The following is a 12,080-nucleotide window of genomic DNA, read 5'->3' as shown; positions in this document are numbered from 1 at the left end:
TCTGCCCCACGGAAATCCACACCACATTTGGGCTTCTCTTAACGAGAAATTGATCGGGACCGAGCCGGTGTGCCAACTCGCCACCATCCCCCCATAGGCCGCCGCGCAGCGGAGCGCTAAGGTCGGATTCCAGGAACGTAAACGGGGGAGGGCAGCCGCCGATGGCGCAGGACGATGCCGTAATCGGCTGTACGGGAGTGCTTTTGATCGGCACTCGTGGGGCTGCCGGTCCCGGTGAGGTTCTGGTGCGGATCAGGGGCGGCTCCGAGGCCTTTCTCGCCTGGTCCGCCGAGCCCCTTCCGGTAGGGGCGACCGTGCTCGTCATCGAGTGCCGTGGCAGTCGCCAGGTCGACGTCATGGAGTGGGCCGACCCGTTGGACGCGTTGACCGGCGGGGCCGGCGACGCAGGCTGAGGAGATAAAAGATGTTCGGTTACCGCGTTCCTGCCCCCGATCAAGCCATGCTGATTTCGGGCGGCAGGCGTGGACAAGGGGGCGCGCCATTCCGAGTGGTGACCGGGCACGGCAAGTTCGTGCTGCCGATCTTCCGCAAGGTCCGCTTTCTGACCCTGGCGATGTGTGAGTCGGAGGTCGCCGAGACCTGTGTGACCCGGCAGGGCATTGCGCTGACGGTGCGCGCGGTGATCGCGTTCAAGGTCGGCAACGACACCGAGAGCGTGGTCAACGCCGGTCAGCGGTTCCTGTCCGAGCAGGACCAGATGGCGGTGCTGACCGGCCGGATCTTCGCCGGTCATCTGCGCTCCATCATCGGTTCGATGACGGTCGAGGAGATCGTCACCGAGCGGCAGAAGCTGGCCACCGAGGTCCTGGAGACGTCCAAGACCGAGATGGCGAAGATCGGTCTGATCGTCGACTCGCTGCAGATCCAGTCGATCGACGACGGCGAGACCGGCTACATCGAGGCGATGTCCGCCCCGCACAAGGCCGCCATCCAGCGGCAGGCGCAGATCGCCCAGGCCCAGGCCACCCAGGCCTCGGTCGAGGCGCAGCAGGAGGCCGCGCGTAACCAGGCCGAATACACCCGGCAGACCGCCATCGTGCAGGCCGAGTACTCCGCCGAGGTGGACCGCGCCCAGGCCCACGCCGCCCAGGCCGGCCCGCTCGCCCAGGCACACGCACAGCAGGAAGTCCTCGCCGCCCAGACCGAACTCGCCCAGCGCGCCGCCCAGTTGCGTCAGCAGGAGCTGGTGGCCGAGGTCGTCAAGCCCGCCGAGGCGGAGGCCGAGCGCATCCGGCTGCTGGCCATGGCCGAGGCCGAGCGGATGAAGATCCAGGCCGAGGCCGCCGCCTCGCACGACCGGGTGGCCCTGGACCGGATGCTCATCGACCAGCTCCCGCAGATCGTCAAGGAGGCCTCCGCGGGCCTGGCCAACGCCAACGTCAATGTCCTCAACGGCACCGACGGCCTCGGCGAGATCGCCGCCGGCCTGGTCGGCCAGGGCCTGACCATCCTCGATTCGGTCCGCCGCAACCTCGGCACCCCCGACGGGCAGACCGCCAACGCCGACAAGAACGGCGGCTCCGGCACGACCAACGGCCACAGCGGCCGGGTCGAGATCGAGTAGCACGTCACGGAGGGACGGGGCGGGGGCCAGGCCGGGCACGTACGTACGGATCAGGCCCGGCCCCCGGCGTCCAGCCCGGCGGCCAACCCAGCGGCCAACCCGGCACCCCGCCCCGCGCCGGGCGCCGCTCGCTCACATCTCCCGCCCCCGCTGCCGCTCTTCGGCCGTGAACTTCTGGCGGGCGTAGGACACCAGATGGTTGAGCACGGCGACGGTGGCGGCGATATCGGAGTCGTCGAATCCGGCGAGCGCCTCATGGAGACCGGCTTGGCTGGTTTGCTGAAGCCGGTTGAGGACCGCCTTGCCATGCGGGGTGATCGCCACTTTGCGGGCGCGGCGGTCGAGCGAGTCCGGGGTCCGTTCAACCAGGTCCTGGGCCTCCAACTGGCTGATCTGCCGGGTGACATGAGGCGGTTCGACCATCAGCAGGGCGGCCAGATCACCGACCCTGCTACTGCCTCCGCTGTCCTCCAGCGCCATCAGCAGCCAGAGATCGGAGCGTGCCGCCGTGACGCCCGCCTCGGCCGCCTGGCGTTCGTGCGCCCGGGAGCGGGTGAGCAGGTAGGACAGCGTGGCCAGCACTCTTTGCAGAGCGACGGTGGGGTCCTGGTCTCTTCCGGGGTCCGGCATGCAGGCACTTTAGCGGCCCGCGCCACGCCGCGATCCGCCCCGTGACCTGCCCGTTCCGTAGGGGCGTCCGCTCGGTTTGAGCCAACCTCGTGCGCGCCGCGCGCTGCCCTTCCCTCCCCCTCCGCGGGTGAGTTAGCGTGGAAAAAACTTAGTTGCTTAAGTTAGGTAACTAGTAATCGCCGACCGTGATCGCCGCTGGTCACCGCGGCCGCCGGGCCGGCTACCGAGTTCGCATGTCCCGTCAAGGAGTGGCGCTACCCGCACCGTTCGCCACGGCAGTGCCGTGTCCCGATCGTGGAAGGACCAGCCGAATGACGACTGCAGAACGTATCGAGAGGGAGCAGGAGACCGGACCGGGCGTGGGCCGCACCCCCGTCGCCGTCCCGGCCGCACGGGCCACCGGCTGCCCCTTCGACCCGGCACCCGCGCTCGAACGGGCCCACCGGGAGGAGCCGATGACCCGGGCCACCCTGTGGGACGGCTCCTCCTGTTGGCTGGTGACCCGGCACCAGGACGTACGGGAGGTGCTCGGCGACCCGCGGTTCAGCGCCGATGCGACCCGCCCGGGATTCCCGTTCCTCACCGCCGGCGCACGGCAATTCGCCTCCGGCAACCCGTCGTTCATCCGCCAGGACGACCCCGAGCACGCACGGCTGCGCCGGATGCTCACCGCCGACTTCATGGTGAAGAAGGTGGAGGCGATGCGCCCCGAGGTGCAGCGCATCGCCGACGACCTGCTCGACCGGATGACCGAGGGGCGCCACGCGGCCGACCTGGTCGCGGAATTCGCGCTGCCGCTGCCGTCCCTGGTGATCTGCCTGCTGCTGGGCGTCCCGTACGGCGACCATGAGTTCTTCCAGAAGCACAGCAGCGTCCTGCTCAGCCTCCGGTCGACGGTCGAGGAGGTGGACCTCGCGCAGAAGGAGCTGCAGGACTATCTGTGCGGGCTCGCCGAGTCCAAGCGGCGCGAGCCCGATGACGGCATCGTCAGCCGGCTGGTCGCCCGCGGCGAACTCGACGACGCGGCCATCGCCTCCATGGGACGGCTGTTACTGGTCGCGGGCCATGAGACCACCGCCAACATGACCGCGCTGTCCACCCTCACCCTGCTGCGCAACCCCGACCAGCTGGCGCGGCTGCGCGCGGAACCCTCGCTCATCAAGGGGGCCGTCGAGGAGCTGCTGCGCTATCTGACGATCGTCCACAACGGTCTCCCGCGGATCGCCGACGAGGACGTCACCATCGGCGGCCACACCATCCGCGCCGGCGAGGGCGTGCTGTGCGTGCTGAACGTCGCCAACCGCGATGAGGAGATCTTCCCCGGGGGCGCCGCGCTCGACGTCGGCCGCGATGCCCGCCGGCATGTCGCCTTCGGCTTCGGGGTCCACCAGTGCCTGGGCCAGCCGCTGGCCCGCGTGGAACTCCAGATCGCCCTGGAGACACTGCTGCGCCGGCTGCCCGGCCTGCGGCTCGACATCCCCTTCGAGGACGTCCCGTTCCGTCACGACATGGGGATTTACGGGGTGCACGCCCTGCCGGTCGCATGGTGAGCCCGCACTCCCGGCACCGCCGCCCCGGCAGTTCCCGTCATCCCGTTCCAGCTCGTCCGCCCACGGCCTTCGGAAGCCGGGCGGCCCATCATGGAGAGAACCATGCGCGTACTCATTGACCAGGACAAGTGCTGCGGCGCCGGAAGCTGTGTGCTGTCCGCGCCGGAGGTGTTCGACCAGCGCGAGGAGGACGGCATCGTCCTGCTGCTCGACGCCGAACCACCGGCCGCGCTGCACGAAGCGGTGCACGAGGCGGCGGCCATCTGCCCGGCAGCGGCGATCACGGTGGAGCAGTCGGAGCGCGTCTAGCCGACCTCTTTGAAACTAGGGCGCCGCGGCACGCCCCGAGCCGCGCCCGCCACCACATGATCCGCGGAATCTGCTGTCGCCGTCAGGAGGACAACTCCCTCCTGACGGCGGCGACATTCACGGGGCAGCAGCCCGGCAGCCCCGAAAGAACCGGCCCGGCCCGGCCGGGCACCGCTACCCCTGCGGCACCAGCCCGTCCTCGACCAGTCCGGCCAGCACCGCCTCGCCCAGCGCATGCACCGCGGACTGCGGCCGCACCATCACCGTGAACTCCTTGATCCGGCCCGCCTCGTCGAACTGCAGCAGATCGATGCCGTGGATCTGCTTGCCGTTCACGGTGGCCCGGAAGATCAGGACCGTGGAGTCGGCGGAGCCGCCGTCCGGTCCCGCCGCCGTCTGGGCGCTGCCCGTCAGCTCGCCGACGTAGTGGAAGTCCTCGAAGGTGCGCAGCAGCACCCCGAACAGCGCGAGCACCATCGGCCGTCCCTCGAAGGGCGTGAACTTCACCGGGCTGTAGAGGCGGACGTCCTCGGTGAACAGCTCTTCCACCGCGTCGAGTTCCTGTGCCTCCACCGCCGCCTTGAAGCGGTCCGCGGTCGTCCCCATGACTCTTCCTCCTCGCCTCGGCCGGGCAGCCGTCCGAGCAGCCCCGGCCCGCACCTCGGCCGCGGTTCGGACCCCGCCCTCTCATAGTCGCGACTATGATTAGTCATATTCTTGAGTATGGGAAGGGGTGGCCGGGTCATGGCCCTCAGGCACGCGGTGCTGGCGGCGCTGCTGGACGGCGAGTACAGCGGTTATCAGCTGGCCAAGGCGTTCGACGCCGGCGTCGCCAACTTCTGGCACGCACTGCCGCAGCAGCTCTATGCGGAGCTGACCAAACTGGAGGCGGACGGGCTGGTCGCCGGCCGCCAGGTGATCCAGGAGACCCGGCCCAACAAGCGGCTCTTCCATGTCACCGAGGAGGGCCTGGCCGAGCTGGAGCGGTTTGCGGCAACAACAGCCAAGCCGTCGTTCATCCGTGACGATCTGCTGGTCAAGGTGCAGGCCGTGGACCGGATCGACGCCGCGCCGGTGATCGAGCAGCTGGACGCGCGGGCCCGGACCGCCGCCGCCAAGGTCGAGATCCTCGAACAGCTGGCGGTACGGCTGCGCGGTGGGCGGGACGAGGCGGAGTTCCTTGCCCACGGCGCGCGGCTCGGCCCGTATCTGACCTGTCTGCGCGGTCTCGCCTTCGAACGGGAGACCCGCGACTGGTGCGAGCGGAGCGCCGGCATCCTGCGGGCGCGGCACGACGGTCACCAACAGTCCTAGGCCGGCCCTGCCTTCACCGACGGACCCCGGCCGCCCCGGCTGCCCCGGCCTTCATCAACGGACCCCGGCCGCCCCGAACAACGGCCGAGGGATCGTTTCGCCGCAACTCCTTCGTGTGACGACGCACATCACCCGGCGAAAGGCCGGGAAGCACACATTCCGCACGGAACCGGAATGGAAGGAATATCCGTATGCGCCTTCGTCACACCGCCGCCCTCGCCGTCAGCGCCCTCGCACTCACCCTGTCCCTGCCCGCCACCCCGGCCGGCGCGGCCACCGGCCCCTTCACCTACATCTACACCGACCAGACCGGCACTCCGCATGTGGGACTGCTGCCCGACCCGGTGAGCCGGGTGTGCATCACCCTCCCCGAAGTGGCCGACCCGGCCGTACCTCCCGCGCACACCCCGAAGAACTACACCTCGTCGGTCGCGACGGTGTTCGCGGGCGCCGACTGCACGGGCGACTTCTTCAGCCTCCGGCCGAACGGCGGTCATGGCTCGGAGCGGCTGAAGGTGCGTTCGGTGGTCTTCTCCTGAGCCGACGCCGGCCGCCGGAGCGCTTCTGGCCCGACCGCGACCCCGGTTCAGCGTGGTAGGTGATCACCTGCCGGCCGGGGTCGGCGGCCGGCCCCCGGCCCGGCCCGGAGGGGGGTTCCGTCAGTACTAGGCACGCCCTGCATATGTCCAATGGTGTACTGGCTAGGGCGAGCGGAACGAAGCATGCTCGGTGGCATGACGCACACCTCTGTCTCCGCGTACGCCGCACCCGCCCCGAAAGCCCCGCTGGAGCGGATCACGATTCCGCGCCGCGAGCTGGGTGCCCACGACATCCTGATCGACATCAAGTACGCCGGTATCTGCCACTCCGACATCCACACCGTGCGCGCCGAGTGGGGCGACGGCGGGGCCTTCCCGATCGTCCCCGGCCATGAGATCGCCGGTGTGGTCACCGAGGTCGGTGCCGAGGTCACCCGGTACCGGGCGGGCGACCGGGTCGGCGTCGGCTGCTTCGTCGACTCCTGCCGCGAGTGCGCGAACTGCCTGGCCGGGCTGCAGCAGTACTGCACCGGTGAGCTCGGCAACGTCGGCACGTACAACGCCACGGGCCGGGACGGCGAGACCACCTACGGCGGCTACTCCACCCATATCGTCGTCGACGAGAACTACGCACTGCGGATACCCGAGAGCATCCCGCTGGACGCCGCGGCCCCGCTGCTGTGCGCCGGCATCACCCTCTACTCCCCGCTCGCCCACTGGAAGGCCGGCCCCGGCAAGAAGGTCGCGGTCGTCGGCCTCGGCGGCCTCGGCCACATGGGCGTGAAGATCGCGCATGCGATGGGCGCGGAGGTCACCGTGCTGAGCCAGTCGCTGCGCAAGAAGGACGACGGGCTGCGGCTGGGCGCGGACCACTACTACGCGACGTCCGACCCGGCCACCTTCGAGGAGCTGGCGGGGACCTTCGACCTGATCGTCAACACCGTCTCGGCCAACCTGGACCTGAACGCCTACCTCGGGCTGCTGCGCACCGACGGCACCCTGGTCCAGGTCGGCGCCCCGGAGAATCCGCTGCCGGTCGCGCCGTTCGCGCTGATCCCGCAGCGCAAGTCGATCGCCGGCTCGATGATCGGCGGCATCGAGGAGACCCAGGAGATGCTCGACTTCTGCGGTGAGCACGGGCTGGCCGCGGACATCGAGGTGATCAGCGCGGACCGGATCAACGAGGCGTACGAGCGGGTCATGGCGAGCGATGTGCGCTACCGCTTCGTGATCGACACCGCCACGATCTGATCCGGCAGGGACCCGTAGGGACCCTCTTCCCGCCCAGGCGCGGTACCGCCCGGGGTGGCCCACGGTGGCCGCCCCGGGCGGCTGCGTTCCCGGCGTCGGCGGACCGGGCCGCCCCGCGATCCCGCTCCGCGATCCCCTCCCTGCACCCCCGCGCAATTGAAAATGGAACCCATTTCCATATAGCCTCCCGACGACGTCCGCCGGTGCACCATGCCGGCACCCGCCCGTCCCGTAGGAGGCCCGCCCCATGGCCGTACCCAAGCGCAAGCTCTCCCGCAGCAACACCCGCCATCGCCGGGCCCAGTGGAAGGCCACCCCTCCCCAGCTGGTGCCGGTCACCGTCGACGGCTCCGTGTACCAGGTGCCGCGCCGTCTGGCGAAGGCCTACCGGCTCGGCCTGATCGACCCGAAGGGCTGACCGGCCATGGTGCACCCCCGGCTGCCGGTCACCGTCCTCTCCGGCTTCCTCGGCGCCGGCAAGACCACTCTGCTCCACCACATCCTGGGCAACCGGGAGGGCTTGCGCGTCGCCGTCATCGTCAATGACATGAGCGAGATCAATATCGACGCCGCCCTGGTGCGCGGGGGCGAAGCGGCGCTGTCCCGCACCGAGGAGCGGCTCGTCGAGATGACCAACGGGTGCATCTGCTGCACCCTGCGCGACGATCTGCTGGAGGAGGTCGACCGGCTGGCCCGGGAGGGGCGCTTCGACTATCTGCTGATCGAGTCCAGCGGTATCTCCGAGCCGATGCCGGTCGCCGCGACCTTCGCCTTTCCCCGCGACGACGGCGCCACGCTCGGCGATCTCGCGCGACTGGACACCATGGTCACCGTCGTCGACGCGGCCGGCTTCCTCCCCGAACTCGAAGGCGGCGACGGCCTCGCCGAGCGCGGTCTCGGCCAGTACGAGGACGACGAGCGCACGGTCAGCGATCTGCTCATCGACCAGATCGAGTTCGCCGACGTCATCGTGCTCAACAAGACCGATCTGGTCGACGCCGAGGCCGCGGAACGCCTGCAGGCGACGCTGGCCCGGCTCAATCCGGCCGCCCGGATCGTTCCGGCGCGGCACGGCACGGTGGCGCCCGCCGAGGTGCTGGGCACCGGCCTCTTCGACCTGGAGCGCGCCCAGCTGGCGCCGGGCTGGGTCCGCGAACTCAACGGCGACCATGTCCCGGAGACCGAGGAGTACGGCATCTCCAGCACCGTCTTCCGCGCCGGCCGGCCCTTCCACCCGGCCCGCCTCTGGCACTTCGTCACCGAACAGCTCGACAGCGGCGCCTTCGGCGGCATCCTCCGCTCCAAGGGCTTCTTCCGGCTCGCCACCCGCCCCGGCGTCACCGGGCTGTGGTCCCAGGCCGGTTCGGTCGCCCGCTTCGAGCCGTCGGGCGTGGACGACGGGCGTACGGAGTCCGTCACGGCAGGCGGTGCGGAGCCGGGCCCGGCCGGCCAGGAGCTGGTCTTCATCGGGACCGGTCTGCGCGCCGGGCCGCTGCACACCGCCCTGAACTCCTGCCTCCTCTCCCCAGACGAGCCCGCGCCCACGGCGGCCGACGACCCGTTCCCGGCCTGGGGCGTCCACGGCACCGAGGACCTGTGCCTCCACGAGAGCGCCGCGGACCGGCCCACGGACCGGCCCGCGGACCACCCGGCGGTGCCGCTCGCCGGGTGACGCGGGCGCGGGACGGGCGCGGGACGGGCGCGGGACGGGCGCGCGGTTACGGCACGGGCAGGGTTATGGCACGGGCACGGCGCTCTGTGCCCGCCGCATCGTCCGGGACGGCCACCAGCTCGCCCGTCCCAGGAGGGTCAGCGCCGACGGCAGGATCACGACGCGGATGACGAAGGCGTCCAGCAGGACCGCCACCGCGAGGCTGAACCCGATCTGCTTCATCTCCGCGAGGTGCAGGAACATGAAGCTGGCGAAGACCGTCACCATGACCACCGCCGCGCTGGTGACGACCTTGGCGGAAGCACCGACCCCGTCGAGCACCGCCTCCCGGGTCGGTACCCCGCGCAGCGCCGCCTCCCGTATCCGGCTGACGACGAAGATCTGGTAGTCCATCGACAGGCCGAAGAGGATCACGAACAGGAACAGCGGTACGCGCGAGCCGATGGCGCTGGTCGCCGCGGTGTCGAACCCGAACAGCGTGCTCGCCAGGCCGTGCTGGAAGAAGATCACGACCAGCCCGAACGCCGCGGCCGCGGAGAGCAGATTGAGCGCGACACCGATCAGGCCGATGACGACGGAGCGGAAGACCAGCGTCGTCATGAGGAAGGTCAGCAGCAGCAGCGCGCCGACGACCAGCGGCAGCTTCCCGTCCTGGTGGGCGAGGTAGTCGGTGTCGTGGGCGACATCGCCGCTGACCGCGAACTCCGCCCCGGGCACCGCGCCCACGGTGTCCGGCAGATGGTCCGTACGGAGGCGGTCGAGGGAGGCGACCGCCTCGGGGGAGCTGACCTTGTGCGGCGTCGACAGCTCCATGGTGGTGGTACGGCGGTCCCGCGAGGTCTTCACCAGCGGGGTGACGCCCTTGGCGTAGAGCGGATCGGACTGCGCCCGCTCGCTCAACTTCCGTAGCGCTGACGCCACTTCGGCAGCCTCCGCGGCGGGCGCCCGGACCACGATCTGGTGCTGGACGCGCAGCTCGGGGAAGGCCGTGGTGAGCCGGTCGTAGGTCTGCAGGGCGGGGATCTCGCGCGAGTGGCTGTCCTTGTTGAGGACGCGCAGCTGCATGCCCAGCGCGGGTGCGGCGAGCGCCAGCATCAGCAGGACGGACACACACAGGGTGCCGGCCGGGTGCTCGCTCGCCGGGCGCAGCAGGGCGCGCCAGAGACGGCCCGGGCCGTCCGGCCTCTCCCGCGGCTCCGGGCGGCGGCCGGTCCGCTGGGCACGGCGGGCCGCGCGGCGGTCGGCACGTTGGGCGATCTTGACCAGCAGTGCGGGCAGCGCCGTCAGCGAGCTGAGGACCGCGGCCAGGACGACGATGACGGTGCTGGTCGCGAGCGAGGAGAAGACCACGTCGGTGGCCAGGTACAGGGTGGCGGTGGAGACGATCACCGCGAGGCCGGAGACCACGATCGCCCGTCCGGAGGTGGCCGCGGCCAGCTCCACCAGCGCCTCGGGGCCGAGCCGGCCGCCCGCGCGGGCCCGTTCCTCCCGTTCGCGCTTGAGGTAGAAGAGCGTGTAGTCGACGCCGACGGCCATGCCGATCAGCAGGATGATGTTGGTGCCCACCCCGGCGTCCGGCTGGAGGTGGGAGACCACCATCGACAGGCCGATGGCGGCCGCGATCGAGCTCAGTGCGAGCAGCAGCGGCACCGCCACCATCAGCGCGGACCCGAAGACGGCCAGCAGCGTCAGCAGGGTGACGGGCAGCGTGATCGCTTCGGAGAGCGCCAGGTCATCGCCGCGCTGGGTGTCGACGCCGACGCTCACCGACGGGCTGCCGGTCTCCGCCACCCGCAGCTCCGGGTGGCTGCGCTGGACGGCCGCGGTCTGGGCGGCGAGCGGCGCCACATGGTCGTCGGCGTCCGCCTCCGCGCCCTTCATGATCACCGCGACCCGCAGCGAACTCCCGTCGGCCGAACGGACCGGGGGCGCCACCCGCGCCACCTCGGGCAGCTTCCGCATCCGGGCGGTCACGTCCCGGACGGCCGGTTCGGCGGCGGCCCGCGTCAGCGGGCCGGACCGGGCGGAGATCAGCACCTGTTCGACCGGCTCACGGTCCAGCCGGGCCTCGGCGGCCAGGGTTTCGGCCCGGCCCGCCTCGCCGACGCGGTAGTCCTCCCCGGTGGCCTTGTGGGTGCCCATCGCGAGCCCCACCCCCAGGCACAGCACCACGAACGCCAGCCATCCGGCCAGCGCGCGCCGGGGATGACGGGCGCTCCAGACCGCCACCCGCACCGTGACCGGCCGTTTTTCCTTCGGCCGGGACTCCGCCGGCCGCATCCGTACCGCCACGTTCACTTGACCGGCTCCTTCGACTGCACGTCGCGCCCCCCACTGGTACGCATGTAAGTCGAGAATTACAGGTGTCTGAGCAAGGCGTCAACCGTAAGATTGTGGTGGCCGGAGGGCGCCGGGCTGTTTTGACAGTCCGTCGTGCCATGCGAAAACCTCCGCTGACAGACGACCGGAACGGCAAGAAGGTGGGCCATGAACAGCGAGGAGCTGCTGGCCCTGTTGTCCGCCGTGGGCCATGCGCAGCGGCTGCGGGTGATCGGCGAACTGGCCGACGGCCGGCTGTACGTCAGCGAGCTGGCCCGCCGGCTGGGGATGTCCCGGCCGCTGCTCTACATGCACCTGGACCGGCTGGAGAAGGCCGGTCTGGTGGTGGGCCGGCTGGAGCTGTCCGAGGACGGCAAGGCGCTGAAGTACTTCGAACTGGCGCCGTTCGAGCTGAAGCTGAACGTGGCCACCGTCCTCGCCGCCCTCCAGGAGGACCGGTCCGGGGCGGCGCCGTCCGAAGAGACCGGGGACGTGGGCGGCGCGGTGGAGCCGCCGTCCGCGAAGGGACCGAACGACCCTAGGGGGACGCGTACATGAACGGCAGCATCATCATCCCGATAGCCGTCCTGGTGATCATCTTTGCCTCGGTCACCACGATCGTGGCGTCGTACTTCAAGCTGCAGCGGCATCGCGCGGATGCCGCGGCGCTCGCCGAGTACCGCCGGCTCGCGGAGCGGGTCGCCGCCCAGCAGGAGACGATGAGCGCCCAGTTGGCCGAGCTGGGCGACCGGGTCAAGGCCGTGGAGAAGCTGCTGCAGAGCGTGGGCTGAGGCCCGTTCGGCGGGCGAGCGCGGACCGGCGGAAGAAATTCCGATCCGCCCGGCAACCCCCGCCCGCGCCGCACGTCGTCAGGGGTGAGGGCGCCATCCGGCGCCGCCCCGTCGAAGAAC

At 70.7% G+C, this 12,080-nt stretch carries 14 protein-coding genes; 11 read left to right on the top strand and 3 right to left on the bottom strand.

The features are described from left to right. The first annotated feature begins 161 nt into the window (after window positions 1-161). Both NUT86_RS22235 and NUT86_RS22230 read left to right on the top strand, forming a co-directional pair. Window positions 162-413, top strand: coding sequence for a hypothetical protein (locus tag NUT86_RS22235; RefSeq protein WP_018089873.1), 252 nt, complete (start codon window positions 162-164; stop codon window positions 411-413). An 11-nt stretch (window positions 414-424) separates the two neighbouring features. After that, window positions 425-1,585, top strand: a complete 1,161-nt coding sequence (locus NUT86_RS22230; RefSeq protein ID WP_266440911.1) for a flotillin family protein — start codon at window positions 425-427, stop codon at window positions 1,583-1,585. Between the two features lie 132 nt (window positions 1,586-1,717). Here NUT86_RS22230 and NUT86_RS22225 read toward each other — a convergent pair whose 3' ends face one another. After that, entirely contained in the window at window positions 1,718-2,215 is a 498-nt protein-coding gene (locus tag NUT86_RS22225) for a MarR family winged helix-turn-helix transcriptional regulator (protein WP_093641783.1), read from the bottom strand. A 311-nt stretch (window positions 2,216-2,526) separates the two neighbouring features. Here NUT86_RS22225 and NUT86_RS22220 point away from each other — a divergent pair, with 311 nt between their 5' ends. Next, window positions 2,527-3,765 (top strand): cytochrome P450, encoded by a 1,239-nt coding sequence (locus NUT86_RS22220; RefSeq protein ID WP_274737252.1) that lies wholly within the window; start codon window positions 2,527-2,529, stop codon window positions 3,763-3,765. A 102-nt stretch (window positions 3,766-3,867) separates the two neighbouring features. Beyond that, window positions 3,868-4,074, top strand: a complete 207-nt coding sequence (locus NUT86_RS22215; protein ID WP_018089869.1) for a ferredoxin — start codon at window positions 3,868-3,870, stop codon at window positions 4,072-4,074. Window positions 4,075-4,248: 174 nt separating this feature from the next. Here the strand turns inward: NUT86_RS22215 and NUT86_RS22210 are convergent, their stop codons facing one another. Then, window positions 4,249-4,680, bottom strand: a complete 432-nt coding sequence (locus NUT86_RS22210; protein WP_274737251.1) for a nuclear transport factor 2 family protein — start codon at window positions 4,678-4,680, stop codon at window positions 4,249-4,251. A gap of 138 nt (window positions 4,681-4,818) precedes the next feature. Between NUT86_RS22210 and NUT86_RS22205 the strand changes: the two genes are divergently transcribed. The 5 genes from NUT86_RS22205 (at window position 4,819) to NUT86_RS22185 (ending at window position 8,850) form a co-directional block, all read left to right on the top strand. Beyond that, window positions 4,819-5,388, top strand: a complete 570-nt coding sequence (locus NUT86_RS22205) for a PadR family transcriptional regulator (RefSeq protein ID WP_093641777.1) — start codon at window positions 4,819-4,821, stop codon at window positions 5,386-5,388. A 191-nt stretch (window positions 5,389-5,579) separates the two neighbouring features. After that, window positions 5,580-5,927: a hypothetical protein gene (locus tag NUT86_RS22200; protein ID WP_159487196.1), complete on the top strand. Its 348-nt coding sequence runs from the start codon at window positions 5,580-5,582 to the stop codon at window positions 5,925-5,927. A 195-nt stretch (window positions 5,928-6,122) separates the two neighbouring features. Continuing rightward, entirely contained in the window at window positions 6,123-7,178 is a 1,056-nt protein-coding gene (locus NUT86_RS22195; protein WP_159487198.1) for an NAD(P)-dependent alcohol dehydrogenase, read from the top strand. A gap of 247 nt (window positions 7,179-7,425) precedes the next feature. Continuing rightward, window positions 7,426-7,596: a 50S ribosomal protein L32 gene (rpmF, locus tag NUT86_RS22190; RefSeq protein ID WP_018089864.1), complete on the top strand. Its 171-nt coding sequence runs from the start codon at window positions 7,426-7,428 to the stop codon at window positions 7,594-7,596. A gap of 6 nt (window positions 7,597-7,602) precedes the next feature. Continuing rightward, window positions 7,603-8,850 carry a GTP-binding protein gene (locus NUT86_RS22185; RefSeq protein WP_274737247.1) on the top strand — a complete coding sequence of 416 codons (1,248 nt, stop codon included), beginning with the start codon at window positions 7,603-7,605 and terminating at the stop codon, window positions 8,848-8,850. Window positions 8,851-8,913: 63 nt separating this feature from the next. Here the strand turns inward: NUT86_RS22185 and NUT86_RS22180 are convergent, their stop codons facing one another. Further along, window positions 8,914-11,130 carry an MMPL family transporter gene (locus tag NUT86_RS22180; RefSeq protein WP_274740572.1) on the bottom strand — a complete coding sequence of 739 codons (2,217 nt, stop codon included), beginning with the start codon at window positions 11,128-11,130 and terminating at the stop codon, window positions 8,914-8,916. A 207-nt stretch (window positions 11,131-11,337) separates the two neighbouring features. Here NUT86_RS22180 and NUT86_RS22175 point away from each other — a divergent pair, with 207 nt between their 5' ends. Further along, entirely contained in the window at window positions 11,338-11,727 is a 390-nt protein-coding gene (locus tag NUT86_RS22175) for an ArsR/SmtB family transcription factor (RefSeq protein ID WP_159487204.1), read from the top strand. Next, a complete protein-coding gene (locus NUT86_RS22170) occupies window positions 11,724-11,960 on the top strand; it encodes a hypothetical protein (protein WP_018089860.1) in 237 nt (78 codons plus the stop codon). The genes NUT86_RS22175 and NUT86_RS22170 overlap by 4 nt, the downstream gene beginning before the upstream one ends. The last annotated feature ends 120 nt before the right edge of the window (window positions 11,961-12,080 follow it).

The organism is Streptomyces sp. G7(2002), assembly GCF_028870195.1.
Classification (GTDB): domain Bacteria; phylum Actinomycetota; class Actinomycetes; order Streptomycetales; family Streptomycetaceae; genus Streptomyces; species Streptomyces nigrescens.
Note: the sequence above shows the minus strand (reverse complement) of the source record. Positions and strands in the feature narration are given on the sequence as shown.

Bases quoted from the DNA above. Each gene is read 5' to 3' on its own strand.
- NUT86_RS22185 (WP_274737247.1), top strand. From the start codon at position 7,603: ATGGTGCACCCCCGGCTGCCGGTCACCGTCCTCTCCGGCTTCCTCGGC.
- rpmF (WP_018089864.1), top strand. From the start codon at position 7,426: ATGGCCGTACCCAAGCGCAAGCTCTCCCGCAGCAACACCCGCCATCGC.
- NUT86_RS22180 (WP_274740572.1), bottom strand. From the start codon at position 11,130: ATGCGGCCGGCGGAGTCCCGGCCGAAGGAAAAACGGCCGGTCACGGTG.
- NUT86_RS22170 (WP_018089860.1), top strand. From the start codon at position 11,724: ATGAACGGCAGCATCATCATCCCGATAGCCGTCCTGGTGATCATCTTT.
- NUT86_RS22175 (WP_159487204.1), top strand. From the start codon at position 11,338: ATGAACAGCGAGGAGCTGCTGGCCCTGTTGTCCGCCGTGGGCCATGCG.
- NUT86_RS22220 (WP_274737252.1), top strand. From the start codon at position 2,527: ATGACGACTGCAGAACGTATCGAGAGGGAGCAGGAGACCGGACCGGGC.
- NUT86_RS22230 (WP_266440911.1), top strand. From the start codon at position 425: ATGTTCGGTTACCGCGTTCCTGCCCCCGATCAAGCCATGCTGATTTCG.
- NUT86_RS22225 (WP_093641783.1), bottom strand. From the start codon at position 2,215: ATGCCGGACCCCGGAAGAGACCAGGACCCCACCGTCGCTCTGCAAAGA.
- NUT86_RS22200 (WP_159487196.1), top strand. From the start codon at position 5,580: ATGCGCCTTCGTCACACCGCCGCCCTCGCCGTCAGCGCCCTCGCACTC.
- NUT86_RS22195 (WP_159487198.1), top strand. From the start codon at position 6,123: ATGACGCACACCTCTGTCTCCGCGTACGCCGCACCCGCCCCGAAAGCC.
- NUT86_RS22215 (WP_018089869.1), top strand. From the start codon at position 3,868: ATGCGCGTACTCATTGACCAGGACAAGTGCTGCGGCGCCGGAAGCTGT.
- NUT86_RS22210 (WP_274737251.1), bottom strand. From the start codon at position 4,680: ATGGGGACGACCGCGGACCGCTTCAAGGCGGCGGTGGAGGCACAGGAA.
- NUT86_RS22235 (WP_018089873.1), top strand. From the start codon at position 162: ATGGCGCAGGACGATGCCGTAATCGGCTGTACGGGAGTGCTTTTGATC.
- NUT86_RS22205 (WP_093641777.1), top strand. From the start codon at position 4,819: ATGGCCCTCAGGCACGCGGTGCTGGCGGCGCTGCTGGACGGCGAGTAC.